At 59.6% G+C, this 13,990-nt stretch carries 14 protein-coding genes and 1 other RNA gene; 4 read left to right on the top strand and 11 right to left on the bottom strand.

The genetic code is table 11. The features are described 5' to 3' along the window. The 9 genes from mraY to rsmI form a co-directional block, all read right to left on the bottom strand. On the bottom strand, positions 1-1,083 hold the full coding sequence (gene mraY, locus ACYZT1_RS20445) for a phospho-N-acetylmuramoyl-pentapeptide-transferase (RefSeq protein ID WP_462016446.1): 1,083 nt from the start codon (positions 1,081-1,083) through the stop codon (positions 1-3). After that, the gene (locus tag ACYZT1_RS20450; protein WP_462016447.1) at positions 1,083-2,450 is read right to left on the bottom strand and encodes a UDP-N-acetylmuramoyl-tripeptide--D-alanyl-D-alanine ligase; all 1,368 of its coding nucleotides are present in this window, start codon (positions 2,448-2,450) and stop codon (positions 1,083-1,085) included. Before ACYZT1_RS20450 ends, mraY begins: the two co-directional genes overlap by 1 nt. Next, positions 2,443-3,906, bottom strand: a complete 1,464-nt coding sequence (locus ACYZT1_RS20455; RefSeq protein WP_462016448.1) for a UDP-N-acetylmuramoyl-L-alanyl-D-glutamate--2,6-diaminopimelate ligase — start codon at positions 3,904-3,906, stop codon at positions 2,443-2,445. Before ACYZT1_RS20455 ends, ACYZT1_RS20450 begins: the two co-directional genes overlap by 8 nt. After that, a complete protein-coding gene (locus ACYZT1_RS20460; RefSeq protein ID WP_462019293.1) occupies positions 3,906-5,645 on the bottom strand; it encodes a peptidoglycan D,D-transpeptidase FtsI family protein in 1,740 nt (579 codons plus the stop codon). The genes ACYZT1_RS20455 and ACYZT1_RS20460 overlap by 1 nt, the downstream gene beginning before the upstream one ends. Continuing rightward, on the bottom strand, positions 5,645-5,938 hold the full coding sequence (gene ftsL / locus ACYZT1_RS20465; protein WP_427636176.1) for a cell division protein FtsL: 294 nt from the start codon (positions 5,936-5,938) through the stop codon (positions 5,645-5,647). The genes ACYZT1_RS20460 and ftsL overlap by 1 nt, the downstream gene beginning before the upstream one ends. Next, positions 5,935-6,882, bottom strand: coding sequence for a 16S rRNA (cytosine(1402)-N(4))-methyltransferase RsmH (gene rsmH / locus ACYZT1_RS20470; RefSeq protein WP_462016449.1), 948 nt, complete (start codon positions 6,880-6,882; stop codon positions 5,935-5,937). The genes ftsL and rsmH overlap by 4 nt, the downstream gene beginning before the upstream one ends. Further along, positions 6,879-7,334 (bottom strand): division/cell wall cluster transcriptional repressor MraZ, encoded by a 456-nt coding sequence (mraZ, locus tag ACYZT1_RS20475; protein WP_008147486.1) that lies wholly within the window; start codon positions 7,332-7,334, stop codon positions 6,879-6,881. The genes rsmH and mraZ overlap by 4 nt, the downstream gene beginning before the upstream one ends. Before the next feature lie 354 nt (positions 7,335-7,688). Then, an RNA gene (gene rnpB, locus ACYZT1_RS20480) (RNase P RNA component class A) lies at positions 7,689-8,042 on the bottom strand. Between the two features lie 76 nt (positions 8,043-8,118). After that, the gene (rsmI, locus tag ACYZT1_RS20485; protein ID WP_462016450.1) at positions 8,119-9,024 is read right to left on the bottom strand and encodes a 16S rRNA (cytidine(1402)-2'-O)-methyltransferase; all 906 of its coding nucleotides are present in this window, start codon (positions 9,022-9,024) and stop codon (positions 8,119-8,121) included. A gap of 176 nt (positions 9,025-9,200) precedes the next feature. On the opposite strand from rsmI, the gene ACYZT1_RS20490 reads away from it, so the two are divergent. From ACYZT1_RS20490 to ACYZT1_RS20505, 4 genes are all read left to right on the top strand, one after another. Next, a complete protein-coding gene (locus ACYZT1_RS20490; protein ID WP_462016451.1) occupies positions 9,201-11,012 on the top strand; it encodes a penicillin-binding protein activator in 1,812 nt (603 codons plus the stop codon). Beyond that, entirely contained in the window at positions 11,012-11,374 is a 363-nt protein-coding gene (locus tag ACYZT1_RS20495; RefSeq protein WP_462016452.1) for a YraN family protein, read from the top strand. Before ACYZT1_RS20490 ends, ACYZT1_RS20495 begins: the two co-directional genes overlap by 1 nt. Before the next feature lie 104 nt (positions 11,375-11,478). Beyond that, complete coding sequence (locus ACYZT1_RS20500) at positions 11,479-12,072, top strand: phosphoheptose isomerase (RefSeq protein WP_028624534.1); 594 nt, start codon at positions 11,479-11,481, stop codon at positions 12,070-12,072. After that, a complete protein-coding gene (locus ACYZT1_RS20505) occupies positions 12,069-12,647 on the top strand; it encodes a BON domain-containing protein (protein ID WP_462016453.1) in 579 nt (192 codons plus the stop codon). The genes ACYZT1_RS20500 and ACYZT1_RS20505 overlap by 4 nt, the downstream gene beginning before the upstream one ends. 148 nt (positions 12,648-12,795) lie before the next feature. Here ACYZT1_RS20505 and ACYZT1_RS20510 read toward each other — a convergent pair whose 3' ends face one another. Both ACYZT1_RS20510 and ACYZT1_RS20515 read right to left on the bottom strand, forming a co-directional pair. Then, positions 12,796-13,209, bottom strand: a complete 414-nt coding sequence (locus ACYZT1_RS20510; RefSeq protein ID WP_462016454.1) for a ClpXP protease specificity-enhancing factor — start codon at positions 13,207-13,209, stop codon at positions 12,796-12,798. A 16-nt stretch (positions 13,210-13,225) separates the two neighbouring features. Continuing rightward, a complete protein-coding gene (locus tag ACYZT1_RS20515) occupies positions 13,226-13,843 on the bottom strand; it encodes a glutathione S-transferase N-terminal domain-containing protein (protein WP_462016455.1) in 618 nt (205 codons plus the stop codon). Between the last annotated feature and the right edge of the window lie 147 nt (positions 13,844-13,990).

The raw sequence follows: 13,990 nt of genomic DNA on the forward strand, positions 1-13,990 counted from the left end.
CTACCTCAGCTTCAGGGTGGCAAGGCCAACCAGTACGAGAATCACGGTGATGATCCAGAAACGGACGATCACGCGCGGCTCGGGCCAGCCCTTGAGTTCAAAGTGGTGGTGAATCGGCGCCATTCGGAACACACGGCGACCGGTCAATTTGAAGGACGCAACCTGAATGACGACGGAGAGGGTTTCCATCACGAACACGCCGCCCATGATGAACAGGACGATTTCCTGACGGACGATCACCGCGATGGTGCCCAATGCCGCGCCCAGCGCCAGTGCGCCGACATCGCCCATGAACACTTGCGCCGGGTAGGTGTTGAACCAAAGGAAACCGAGACCGGCACCGATCAGCGCGCCGCAGAAAACGATCAGCTCACCCGCGCCCGGGACATACGGAATCAGCAGGTATTCGGCGAATTTCACGTTACCGGACAGGTAGCAGAAAATCCCCAGGCCGCCGCCAACCATCACGGTCGGCATGATCGCCAGGCCGTCGAGGCCGTCAGTCAGGTTGACCGCGTTGCTCGAGCCAACAATCACGAAGTAGGTCAGGATGACAAAACCGACGCCCAGCGGAATGCTGTAGTCCTTGAGCATCGGCAGGATCAGGGTAGTTTCGACCGCTGAAGGGGCCGTCATGTAAAGGAAGATCGCTGCGCCCAGACCGAACACCGATTGCCAGAAATACTTCCAGCGGCTCGGAAGGCCGCGGGAGTTTTTCTCGATTACTTTGCGATAGTCATCGACCCAGCCGATGGCACCGAACAGCAAGGTCACCAGCAGCACAGTCCAGACATAACGATTGCTCAGGTCCGCCCAGAGCAACGTGCTGACGCCGATGGACGACAGGATCAGCGCGCCGCCCATGGTCGGGGTGCCCGATTTGGACAGGTGCGATTGCGGACCGTCATTGCGAACGGACTGGCCGATCTGACGGTTCTGCAGGGTGCGGATCATCCACGGGCCGTAGCACAGCGACAGGACCAGCGCGGTCAGCACACCGAGAATCCCGCGCAGGGTCAGGTACTGAAAGACCGCGAAGCCTTTGTAGAACTGTTGCAGATACTCCGCTAGCAGCAGCAGCATTAATGTTTCTCCAGGCTAGACCCGCACAAAGCGGCGACGACGTTTTCCATCGCAGCGCTGCGCGAGCCCTTGATCAAAATGGTGGTATTGGTGTCCTGCTCGGCGCCCAGCGCCTTGATCAGTTCAGCCTGCGTGGCGAAGTGAAAAGCCTGTGGGCCGAAGGCGTTGGCGGCGTGCATCATCATTGGCCCGACGGCATACAGCGCGGATACCTTGTCGCGGGCGTATTCGCCCACTTCGCGGTGCCCCTGCTCAGCCCAGTCGCCCAACTCGCCGATATCCCCGAGCACCAGGACGGTGCGACCGGAAAAGCCGGCGAGTATATCAACGGCGGCGCACATGGAGGTCGGGTTGGCGTTGTAAGTGTCATCGATCACGCGCAGGCCATTGCTGGCCAGTTGCGCAACGGTGCGGCCCTTGACCGGTTGCACGGCGCCAAGCCCGGCGGCAATGCCAAACAGCGACACGCCCAAGGCATGCGCGGCAGCGGCGGCGGCCATGGCGTTAGCGACGTTATGAGTGCCGAGCAGGTTCAGTTGAACGCGCTCCACACCTTCAGGCGTGTGCAGGTTGAACGCCGGACATCCGCGAGCATCACGGTCCAGGTCGCTGGCGTAACAATCGGCGCTGACATTGCTCAGGGCAAACGTCAGCACTTTGCGACCGGCCGCCCGGGTTTTCCAGATGTCGAAGGCTTTGTCGTCGAGATTGAGCACGGCAACGCCATCGGCCGCCAGCCCTTCAATGATCTCGCCCTTGGCCTCGACGATTTTTTCCGGCCCGCCGAACTCGCCAACATGAGCGGTCCCTGCGTTATTCAACACGGCCACGTGGGGTTTGGTCATCGCCACGGTGTAGGCAATTTCGCCGAGGCGCGACGCGCCCAGTTCGATCACGGCAGCGGTGTGTTCCGGCGCCAGTTCGAGCAATGTCAGCGGTACGCCGAGGTCGTTGTTCAGGTTGCCACGCGTCGCCAGCACCGGACCGCGGGTGCGCAGAATGCTTGCGAGCATTTCCTTGACCGTGGTCTTGCCGCTGGAACCGGTGATCGCTGCGACCGGGCTGGTAAAAGCCGAACGATTCATCGCACCCAGTTGACCCAAGGCCTGACGGGTGTCCTTGACCAGCAGTTGCGGCAGCGAGCTGTCGGCGACTTCGCGCTCGACCAATGCAGCGACAGCGCCTTTGCTCGCCACCTCGTTCAGATAGTCATGACCGTCGAAGCGCGGGCCGGTCAGCGCAATGAAGAGTTGACCAGGCATGATCGCACGGCTGTCGATACTGACGCCGTCGAAAGCAGCGTCGTCGGCGATCAGGCGGGCATTCAATGCGCCGGTCAATTCGCTCAGTTGTAAGGCCTTAAGCATGGGATACCTCCCAAGCGGTCAAGGCGCGATCAGCCTCGACCAGATCGGAAAAGGCTTCGCGCTGACCGTTGATTTCCTGATAGTCCTCGTGGCCTTTGCCGGCCAGCACGATCACGTCATCCGCCGATGCGCTGGCAATCAGTTTGGCAATCGCCGGCCCACGACCGGCAACGAAATCGACTTTGTCTGCAGCGCTGAAACCCGTGCGGATGTCGTCAAAAATCACCGCCGGATCTTCGGTGCGCGGGTTGTCATCGGTCACCAGTACGCCATCGGCCAGACGCTCGACCACTTCGGCCATCAGCGGACGCTTGCCGCGATCGCGATCACCGCCGCATCCGAACAGGCACAGCAAGCGGCCCTTGGCATGCGGGCGCAGGGCTGTCAGAACTTTTTCCAGGGCATCCGGCGTATGGGCGTAATCCACCACAACCAGAGGCTGAGTGCCGCCGCCGAGACGCTGCATACGGCCGGCCGGGCCTTCGAGTTTTGGCAGCACCTTGAGAATTTCGTCCAGCGCATAATCCAGACCGAGCAGCGCGCCGATAGCGGCCAGCACGTTGCTCAAGTTGAAACGACCGAGCAAGGTGCTGCGCAAATGGTGTTGGCCCTGCGGCGTGACCAGCGTGGCGCGGACGCCCTCGTCGTCGAACTGCGCGTCGCGACAATAAAGATAGGCGCCGGTGTCTTCGAGGCTGTAAGTGATCAGCCGCGATTCACGTTTGTCAGCGGTCAATTGGCGGCCGAAAGCGTCATCCAGATTGACCACCCGGCATTTCAAATCATTCCAGGCAAACAGCTTGGCCTTGGCTTCGCCATAAGCTTGCATGCTGCCGTGGTAATCGAGGTGATCACGGGACAGATTGGTCAGCACTGCAACATCAAACGCCAGCGCAGTGACGCGGCCCTGATCCAGACCATGGGAAGACACTTCCATCGCCACGGCTTTGGCGCCAGCCTTTTTCAGGTCGGCGAGGGTCGCTTGCACGGCGATCGGGTTCGGCGTGGTGTGCAGGCCGCTTTCCAGCGCACCGTAAAAACCGGTGCCCAGTGTCCCGACGATTCCGCAATGCTGGCCGAGCAAATCCAGTGCCTGCGCAACAAGCTGCGTCACGCTGGTTTTGCCGTTGGTGCCCGTCACGCCGACCAGATTCAGATGACGGCTCGGATCACCGTAGAAACGTCCGGCAATGTCAGACAACTGCGCCGCCAGCCCCTTCACCGGAATCAACGGCACGTCAGTGATCGGCAGCACGGTAGCGCCTTCAACTTCATAAGCCACCGCGGCAGCACCGCGCTGCAAGGCATCGGCTATATGCGCACGACCGTCGAACTTGCCGCCAGGGACGGCAAGAAAAAGATCACCCGCCCGCACGTTGCGACTGTCCAGCGTCAGCTCACGAATCAGCAGATCGCGACCGGCGTGGGCAAAAATCTTGTTCAGACTCAGAGACATCAGCCGCGCCCTCCATTGGCTTTCAGTGGAACAACCGGTGCTGCGTTGGCCTGTTGCACAGGCGGCAGGTTATCCGGCGTGATGTTCATCAGACGCAAGGTCCCGGACATCACTTTGCTAAATACCGGTGCGGAAACCAGGCCACCGTAGTAGCCGGCCTTGGTCGGTTCATCGATCACCACCACAATGGCGTATCGCGGATCGTTCATCGGGCCGAAACCGGCGAACAGCGAACGGTAGGAATTCTCGGCATAACCTTTGGTACCGACCGACGTTTTACGCGCAGTACCCGACTTGCCGCCGACGTGATAAGCCGGCACCTGGGCACGGAACACACCGCGCGGTGCTTCGATCACTTGCTGCAGCATGGTCTGCATGGTCTTGGCCACTGCCTCAGGCAGTACTTCGGCAGACTGCGGGATCTTGTCGGTTTTGATCAGGGTCAACGGCGCGAGGCGACCGTTGTTGGCCAAGGCAGAGAAGGCATGAACCAGCTGAATCGCGGTCACGGAAATACCGTAACCGTAAGACAGCGTGGCGGTTTCAGCCTTGCGCCACTCGCGATAGTTCGGCAGGTTGCCGACGCGCTCCCCCGGAAAACCGAGACCGGTGTCCTGCCCGAGGCCGACTTTTTGCGCAAGGCGGAAGATCGTCTCACCGCCAATATCGAACGCGACCTTACTCATGCCGACGTTACTGGAATTGATCAGAATACCGGTCAGGTCGAGCACCGGCCCTTCACTCTTCGAGACGTCCTTGATGGTGTACTTGCCGATCTGCAAGGTGCCCGGGTAAACCTCGACGGTGTCGGTCGGTTTCCAGCGGCCGGTTTCGATCGCAGCACTCATGGAAATCGCTTTCATGGTCGAACCCGGCTCGAACACGTCGATCATGGCGCGGTTACGCATCATCGCCGGCTGCAGGTTGCGGCGGTTGTTCGGGTTGTAGGTCGGCTGGTTGACCATGGCCAGGATCTCGCCGGTCTTGACGTCCATGATCACCAGGCTGCCGGCCTTGGCGCCGTTCTCGATGATCGCATTACGCAATTCACGGTTGGCCAGATATTGCAGGCGCAGGTCAATCGATAACGCCAAGGGCTTGCCGGCCTTGGCGTTTTTGGTGACCTGCACGTCTTTGATGAGCCGACCGCGCCGATCCTTGATGACCTGGCGTTTGCCCGGGACACCGGCGAGCCATTCGTCATAGGCCAGTTCGACACCTTCGCGTCCATGATCGTCGATGTCGGTGAAACCGACCATGTGAGCGGTCACTTCGCCGGCCGGATAGAAACGCCGAAATTCTTCGATGCCATAAACGCCCGGCACTTTCAGATCGAGCACAGACTGGCCCTGCTCGGGGGTGAGCCCGCGCACCAGGTAAATGAATTCCTTGTTGGCCTGCGCGAGCAGTCGCTCGGACAGTGCTTTGGGGTCCTGGCCCAAGGCCGCCGCCAGTGCTGGCCACTTCTCTTTGGCCTGTTGCATTTCCTTCGCGTTCGCCCACAGGGTGGTGACCGGAGTACTCACAGCCAACGGCTCACCATTGCGGTCAGTGATCAGACCACGGTGAGCGGGAATCGGAATGTGACGCACGCTGCGCGCATCGCCCTGACCTTTGAGAAAGGCGCGGTCGACCACTTGCAGGTCGATGATCCGCCAGCAGATCGCCGCGACCATGACGCCGAGCAAACCCACCACGAGGCGGAACCGCCATGGAAAGAGTGCGCCTTCGAGTTTCATCATGGCGCCACCATCTGCACTTCAGCGGCGCCGGGAATGCGCATCTTCAGTTGTTCGGTGGCCAGGACTTCGATACGGCTGTGGGCGGTCCAGGTGCTCTGTTCGAGAATCAACCGACCCCATTCAGCCTGCGCCTTGTCGCGCACGCTCAATTCGTTGTACAGCGAGTTCAACAGCTGACGATTCCAGTGCGCGCTATACGACACGCCGATGGCCGAAACGAGCACGCCGACGAACAACAGCAGCATGAGAAAGCTTCCGCCAGGAAGTGGCTTGGCGAACAATTTGCTCACCGCAACTTCTCCGCGACGCGCATGACGGCGCTACGGGAGCGTGGGTTGGCTTTGAGTTCGGCCTCGGAGGCGGACTGCGCTTTGCCATGGACTTTGATTTTTGGCTCGAAGGCGACGTGACGCACCGGCAGGTTGCGCGGCAGGTTGTCGGCTTCTCCTTTTACCAGTTTACGCATGAACAATTTGACGATGCGGTCTTCCAGCGAGTGGAAGCTGATCACCACCAGTCGACCGCCGATCTCCAGGCATTCCAGCGCGGCTTCCAGGCCGGCTTCCAGGTCGCCCAGTTCATTGTTGACGTGAATGCGCAGGCCTTGGAACGCACGGGTGGCCGGGTTCTTGCCCTTTTCCCAGGCGGGGTTGGCTACTTTGAGAACTTCGGCGAGGTCGCCAGTGCGCTCGAACGGCTTGATGTCGCGACGCTCGGCGACGGCACGGGCCATGCGCCCGGAAAAGCGTTCTTCGCCGTATTCCTTGAACACCCGGGCGATTTCTTCCACCGGCGCAGTGTTGACGAATTCGGCAGCGCTGATGCCACGGGACGGATCCATGCGCATGTCCAGCGGGCCGTCGTTAAGGAAACTGAAGCCGCGTTCAGGATCGTCCAGCTGCGGGGAGGACACGCCCAGATCGAGGAGAATGCCGCTGACTTTGCCGGCCAGGCCGCGCTCGGCCACTTCCGAACCCAGCTCGGCAAAGCTGCGCTGCACAACGACAAAGCGGCCGTCTTCGGCCGCTAGCGTTTGCCCGGTGGCAATCGCTTGAGGATCTTTATCGAATCCGAGCAAGCGACCATCGGGACCGAGCTGGCTGAGGATCAACCGGCTGTGTCCGCCGCGCCCGAACGTGCCATCCAGATAGCAGCCATCAGCACGTACGGCGAGAGCCTCGACGGCTTCGTCAAGCAGTACGGTGATGTGGTTAAAGCCGCTATCAATAGTCACAGGATCAAATCACGCAGTTCATCAGGCATGGCGCCCGGTTGTTGAATGGCAGCGAGGTCAGCGGCAGAAACCGCATCCCAGGCATCCTCGTCCCACAATTGGAACTTGTTCAGTTGGCCAACCAGCATCGCGCGCTTGTCCAATTTGGCATATTCACGCAGACGCGGTGGAACCAGAAAACGGCCACTGCCATCGAGTTCGAGGTCGACAGCGTTACCGATCAGCAAACGTTGCAAGCGGCGGTTCTCCTCGCGAAGCGAAGGCAGTGCGCGCAGTTTGGTTTCAATAATTTCCCACTCATCGAGGGGGTAAACACACAAACACGGATCAACAGCGTCAATGGTCACGATCAGCTGACCGGAACTACGCGAAACGAGCTCGTCACGGTACCGGCTCGGCATAGCGAGACGGCCCTTTGCATCGAGACTAATTGCGTTGGCTCCGCGAAACACGTCAGCGCTTCTCCAAATATTAGCGTTTTACGTTCAAAAAACCCACTTCATGCCACTTTCCGCCACTTGCGCACACTATAGGAATGCGGCTACCGCACCGTCAAGGCGCGGATAGAAGGAAAAGCCTTATAGAACTGAGATTTAGACGTGTATCAGAAGGGGTATCGACATTTTGACGGGTAAATCGGGGCAATAACTTGAGGCAGTACAGCGATCTGCACTCAGAAGTTAAAGTAGTTTGTGAAGAGTAAGATTTTTTTGGTATTACAAATGCGCTTCTGCCAGTGATTCGGCAGGGAGGGAAATTGCAATTACGCGTATCGCTGCAACTGAGTGAAGCAGAGAAGAAAAAAGGTGGAGAGTCGATCTGTAAGCCGGGTTCTGTCTTGAACAGTCATTCGTCTACGATGGCCATCACTGGACATCTTTAGCAACCTACCCGGTCCCAGCGCGGGCCACGCCTTGGGACCCTATTTGGTCTTGCTCCAAGTGGGGTTTACCTAGCCACGAACTGTTGCCAGACGTGCGGTGCGCTCTTACCGCACCTTTTCACCCTTACCGGCGCCGAAGCGCTTAGGCGGTTATTTTCTGTGGCACTTTCCGTAGGCTCACGCCTCCCAGGCATTACCTGGCACTTCGCCCTATGGAGCCCGGACTTTCCTCCCCCCCCTAATTTTCATAGAGGGCAGCGACTGTCCGATCGACTCTCCGCCGCGAAGGTTAACGGCAGCGCGCCCGAAGAACAAGCGCTAAACGCCGCCTGGCACTCCGGCACGTCGGGATTTCATTCGCTTTTCTGTTTATCCAGCGCGACCTGATAGAGGACATTCTTACGCTCACCGGTAATTTGTGCCGCCAACGCAGCCGCGCGCTTGAGTGGCATTTCTTCGAGCAAAAGATCAAGGATGCGCATGGCTTCGCTGCTGACGGCGTCGTCGGTTTCCGGCGCGGACCAACCCGCGACCAAAACCACGCACTCGCCGCGCTGCTGGTTGCTGTCCGACTCGACGAACTCGCGCAATTGCGCCAGCGGCAAGCCTTTAAGCGTCTCGAAAGTCTTGGTCAGCTCGCGAGCCAGCAGTGCCGGACGTTCCGGGCCGAATACCAGCTCCATGTCCTGCAGACACTCCAGAATACGGTGCGGCGCTTCATAGAAAATCAGCGTGCGCGGCTCTTCCCTGACCAGCTCGAGGCGCGCGCGACGCCCCACAGACCTGGCCGGCAAAAAACCTTCGAATATGAAGCGATCCGAAGGCAGACCCGCGGCAGACAACGCCGCAATCAATGCACAGGCGCCCGGCACCGGGACGACATTGATACCCGCAGCTCGCGCCTGGCGCACCAGGTGATAGCCCGGGTCGGAGATTAGCGGCGTGCCGGCGTCGGAGATCAGCGCCACATCATCGCCCGCCAGCAAGCGTGTGACGAAGCGGCTGCCTTCATCTCGTTCATTGTGTTCATGACAAGCTGCCAGCGGCGTCGCAATACCGAAATGCTGCATCAGGCGCTGGGAGTGACGAGTGTCTTCAGCAGCGATCAACGCGACGTCGCGCAGGATTTTCAGCGCACGGGCACTGATATCGTCCAGGTTACCGATGGGCGTCGCCACCACATAAAGCGAGCCAGCAGCGGAATTCAAAGCACCTGGAGCAGTCAAAGCGCACACCTCATGATCGGACAAAGCCGACATTGTAGCGCGTCGCGGCTGCCGCGATACCTGCAAGCAACCCTCGGCTTTTCAGACTTCCATGCGGCACTGCAACATTTTCACGAGCTAAATTGATCGTTTCACGCCACTAACATCGCGCCCCGGCCAGTGCTTGGGTACAATTCCACGCTAATTTGATCGAGTATCGGGAACACTACATGATCGCTTGCCTGCGGCTGTTCACTGCCCTCTGCCTCGCTGCCTTGCTGGCGGCTTGCGCCAGCTCGCCCTCTTCCAGCCTTGGCGAACTTCCACGAACCCCGGATGCCAGCATCGAGCAACTGCTCGATCAGGCGGCCAAAAGCAAATCGCCGGAACAAGCCGCGCTGTTGCGCCTGAGCGCTGCCGATCTGGCTTTGCACCAGGGCGATGCCGGCCGGTCGGCGCAAATACTCCAGCAGGTTCCCGTCGAGCAACTCAAGCCGGGGCCTCAGGTTTTTGCCAGTACGCTGGCGGCGGAGCTGGCCATGGCACGCAATCAGCCGAAGGCGGCGCTGACTGCACTCACTCATCCAAGCCTGCAACACTTGTCGCAGCTGTCGGTCGAGCAGCAGGTTCGCACCGGCACTGTCCGCGCCCGCGCGCTGGAAGCCGATGGCCAGACACTGGCGGCTGCCAAGGAACGCATTTTCATTGCACCGATGCTCGAAGGTGAAGCCGCCGGCAAAAATCACGAGGCAATCTGGACCCTGATCGCTTCGTTGCCGGCCGATCAGCTGCAGCCCACCACCACCGATGACCTCGGTGGCTGGATGAGCCTGGCGCTGGGGGTAAAAACTGCCGGAACACTGGAGCAGCAACAAGCCGCGATTGACGCCTGGCGTGCACAGAATCCTAAACATCCGGCGGCCGTTCAACTGCCACTGCCTCTGACCCAACTCAAACAGCTGGCCAGCCAACCGCTGACCAAGATTGCGCTGCTGCTGCCGCAGGAGGGTCAATTGGCGTCAGTCGGTCGGGCGCTGCGCGAAGGCTTCATGGCTGCACACTATCAGGCTGAACAAGCCGGCCAGAAACCGCCAGCCATCGAGTTCTACGACAGTTCGCGTCTGACTTCACTGGACGAGTTCTATCGCAAGGCCCAGGCGGATGGCGTGCAGATGGTCGTCGGACCGCTGGAAAAGCCGTTGGTCAAACAGCTCAGCGCTCGCCCGCAATTGCCGATCACCACACTGGCGCTCAACTACAGCGAAGGTGATCAAGGTCCGACGCAGCTGTTCCAGTTTGGTCTGGCGGCTGAAGACGAAGCCCGCGAAGTGTCCCGCCGCGCCCGCGCCGACGGTCTGCAGCGCGCCGCAATCATGGTGCCCAAAGGTGAATGGGGCGATCGCGTAATGAAAGCGTTCAGCCAGGACTGGCAGGCCAACGGCGGCAGCATCGTTGCCACGGAACGCGTCGATCAGCCGGTGCAGCTGGCCCAGCAGATTGCCGATATGTTTCAGCTGCGTCAGAGCGAAGGTCGGGCCAAGAGCCTGCAAAGCACTGTAGGTTCGCAGGTCGCCGCTCAACCGTCGCGCCGTCAGGACATCGAATTCATTTTCCTCGCTGCCACGCCGCAGCAGGCTCAGCAAATCAAACCAACGCTGAATTTCCAATACGCAGGGGACGTGCCGGTTTACGCGACATCCCACGTGTTCAGCGCCAGTGGCGACCAGAATCAATACAACGACATGAACGGTGTGCGCTTCTGCGAAACGCCGTGGTTGCTTGACTCCACTGATCCGTTGCGCCAGCAAGTCACTGCTCAGTGGCCGCAAGCCGCTGGCAGCCTGGGACGCCTGTATGCCATGGGCGTTGACGCCTACCGTCTGGCGCCACGTCTGGGGCAGCTGAAGACCTTGCCGGACAGCCGCATCGAAGGTCAATCGGGCAGCCTCGGCATGACTCAAAGTCAACGCGTGGATCGCCAGTTGCCATGGGCGCAGTTCATCAACGGTCAGGTCCAACGCCTGCCGGATACGCCGCGCTGATGCCTGACCCGTCACGCCAACAAAGCGGCAAGGATGCCGAGCGCCACGCGCTCGAGCATCTGCAACAACACGGCCTGCGCCTGCTGGCGCAGAACTGGTTGTGCAAACGCGGCGAGCTTGATCTGGTCATGCTTGATGGCGATACAGTAGTATTCGTCGAAGTCCGCTACAGAAAAAACACTCAATGGGGTGGCGCGCTCGACAGCGTTGATGCGCGCAAACGGCAAAAACTGATTGTTGCCGCGCAGTATTTTCTTCAGCGCGAATCGCGTTGGGCCAACTCCCCCTGCCGTTTCGACGTGGTTGCCATCGACAGCAACCTCGATCAGTTGAACTGGCTGCAGAATGCCTTCGACAGCTGATCGCGTGCGTTCCGAAGCGTGCACCTTCACCTTACACTTTTGCTCTTTGCTTTGCGGGCTGCACATTCATGTGCCAGGTAGCCGCGCTAATTAAGGTCACACAGATGGACATGCAATCGCGAATTCGCCAGCTTTTTCAGGCCAGTATCGACACCAAGCAACAGGCGATGGAAGTACTTGCACCGCACATCGAGCAAGCCAGCCAGGTGATGGTCAACGCCCTGCTCAACGAGGGCAAAATGCTTTCCTGCGGCAACGGCGGCTCTGCTGGCGACGCCCAGCATTTTTCCTCCGAGCTGCTCAACCGCTTCGAGCGCGAACGCCCTAGCCTGCCCGCTATTGCGTTGACCACTGACAGCTCGACGATCACCTCGATCGCCAACGATTACAGCTATAACGAAATTTTCTCCAAGCAGATCCGCGCACTGGGCCAGCCGGGGGATGTCTTGCTGGCGATTTCCACCAGCGGCAACTCGGCGAACATAATTCAGGCAATCCAGGCCGCACATGATCGCGAAATGATTGTCGTAGCAATGACGGGTCGTGACGGTGGCGGCATGGCGTCCCTGCTATTGCCCGAGGACGTCGAGATTCGCGTCCCGGCCAACGTCACTGCACGTATTCAGGAAGTCCACCTGCTGGCGATCCATTGCCTCTGCGATTTGATCGACAGCCAACTGTTCGGGAGTGAAGAATGACCCCTAATCGCCTAGGCCTGATGGCCTTGACCCTGTGCCTCGGTATCAGCGGCTGCACCTCGGTGGTTAACGCCAGCCGCGAAGCGCCGATCGATGACGACCGCGGCACCCGCACTTTCGGCAGCAAGATCGATGATTCTCTGATCGAAACCAAAGCCGGCGTGAACATAGCCAAGGCTGACCCGGCGCTGGACGACGACTCGCACATCGTCGTCACCAGTTTCAACGGCGTGGTGCTGCTGGCCGGTCAGACGCCGCGTGCAGACCTCAAAGCCAAGGCCGAACAGGCCGCAGCCTCGGTTCAGCGAGTGAAGAAGGTCCACAACGAACTGCAAGTGCTACCACCCTCCGGCTTCCTCGCCCGCCAGAACGACACTTGGCTGACCTCCAAGATCAAGACGCAGATGCTGACCGATCCGAGCATTCCGGGCTCGCGCATCAAGGTGATCACTGAAAACGGCATCGTTTATCTGCTGGGTTTGCTGACCAAACAGGAAGCGGCGCAAGCGACCAATCTGGTGCAAGGTGTTTCCGGCGTGCAGAAGATTGTGAAGTTGTTTGAGTACATCGATTAATAAGCCTTTGTAGGAGCTAGCTTGCTCGCGAAGGTCGTCAACGATCGGCACGCCGTGACACCCTGCGGCGCTCTCAGGCTTTTCGCGAGCAAGCTCGCTCCTACACAAAGCAATAAAAAAGGCGATCCTTTCGGATCGCCTTTTTTTATTACTTCACCACCTTCAAACTCGGCCGACCGCTGGGACGCGGCGGCTCGCTGTCGGGCGGCGGAACATCATCGTCAGGCTCGATCTCTTCCGCGCCGTCCATGGGCACTTCCAGATCAAACACCATGCCCTGACCATTCTCCCGGGCGTAGATACCCAGGATCGATGCGATAGGCACGTACAACGTATGCGGTACGCCACCGAAGCGGCCTTCGAAGCTGACCGCCTCGTTGTCCATGTGCAAATGACGCACAGCGGCCGGCGATACGTTCAAGACAATCTGTCCGTCGCTGGCGAAGCCCTGCGGCACCTGTACCGACGGATATTCGGAATTGACCAGCATGTGCGGGGTGCAATCGTTATCCACAATCCACTCGTAGAGCGCGCGGACCAGATAAGGTCGACTGGAGTTCATAGCGGCTCCTTAAGCCTTAGCGCATATCGCGTTCGACACCAGACAGACTTGCCTGGAAAGCCTCACGCGCAAACGAGCGCTCCATGTAATCAAGCAGCGGCTTGGCAGGCCGCGGCAGTTCAATACCCATGATTGGCAAGCGCCAGAGTATGGGTAGTAGGCAGCAATCCACGAGGCTTTGTTCCTCGCTGAGGAAAAACGGTTTGTCCGCGAACAGCTGTGACACGCCGGTCAGGCTTTCGCGCAGCTCTTTTCGAGCCACGACACGGGCCGTTTCCTTGGAACGCGAATCCAGAATCAGATCCACCAGGCCACACCAGTCACGCTGGATTCGATGAATCAGCAGACGGCTGTTGGCACGCGCCACTGGATAAACCGGCAGTAATGGCGGGTGCGGGTAACGCTCATCCAGATACTCCATCACCACGGTCGACTCCCACAATGCCAGGTCACGATCGACCAGCGTGGGCAAGCTGCCGTAAGGGTTCACTTCAATCAGTTTAGGAGGCTGACGACCAGCCTCCACATAAATGATCTCGGCGCTGACACCCTTCTCTGCCAGTACGATACGCACTCGGTGGGAATAGTGGTCGGCGGGGTCGGAGTAACAGGCCAACCGATTGGTCACGCCCATGGCGGTCCTCCTCGCTTGTAGAAATTATCGGGAGCGGAAAAACGAGCGCGCCCAGAGGGCGCCTCCCGTAACGCCTGGATCACCAGGCTCGTTACACCTACAGAGACGCCCTTGGGCGCGCGCGATTAACAGCAATTGCTTGAATCT

Source organism: Pseudomonas sp. PB3P13, assembly GCF_054897735.1.

Coding starts and splice junctions, on each gene's coding strand:
- mraY (WP_462016446.1), bottom strand. CDS start 1,083: ATGCTGCTGCTGCTAGCGGAGTATCTGCAACAGTTCTACAAAGGCTTC.
- ACYZT1_RS20450 (WP_462016447.1), bottom strand. CDS start 2,450: ATGCTTAAGGCCTTACAACTGAGCGAATTGACCGGCGCATTGAATGCC.
- ACYZT1_RS20455 (WP_462016448.1), bottom strand. CDS start 3,906: ATGTCTCTGAGTCTGAACAAGATTTTTGCCCACGCCGGTCGCGATCTG.
- ACYZT1_RS20460 (WP_462019293.1), bottom strand. CDS start 5,645: ATGAAACTCGAAGGCGCACTCTTTCCATGGCGGTTCCGCCTCGTGGTG.
- rsmI (WP_462016450.1), bottom strand. CDS start 9,024: ATGTCGGCTTTGTCCGATCATGAGGTGTGCGCTTTGACTGCTCCAGGT.
- ACYZT1_RS20490 (WP_462016451.1), top strand. CDS start 9,201: ATGATCGCTTGCCTGCGGCTGTTCACTGCCCTCTGCCTCGCTGCCTTG.
- ACYZT1_RS20495 (WP_462016452.1), top strand. CDS start 11,012: ATGCCTGACCCGTCACGCCAACAAAGCGGCAAGGATGCCGAGCGCCAC.
- ACYZT1_RS20500 (WP_028624534.1), top strand. CDS start 11,479: ATGGACATGCAATCGCGAATTCGCCAGCTTTTTCAGGCCAGTATCGAC.
- ACYZT1_RS20505 (WP_462016453.1), top strand. CDS start 12,069: ATGACCCCTAATCGCCTAGGCCTGATGGCCTTGACCCTGTGCCTCGGT.
- ACYZT1_RS20510 (WP_462016454.1), bottom strand. CDS start 13,209: ATGAACTCCAGTCGACCTTATCTGGTCCGCGCGCTCTACGAGTGGATT.
- ACYZT1_RS20515 (WP_462016455.1), bottom strand. CDS start 13,843: ATGGGCGTGACCAATCGGTTGGCCTGTTACTCCGACCCCGCCGACCAC.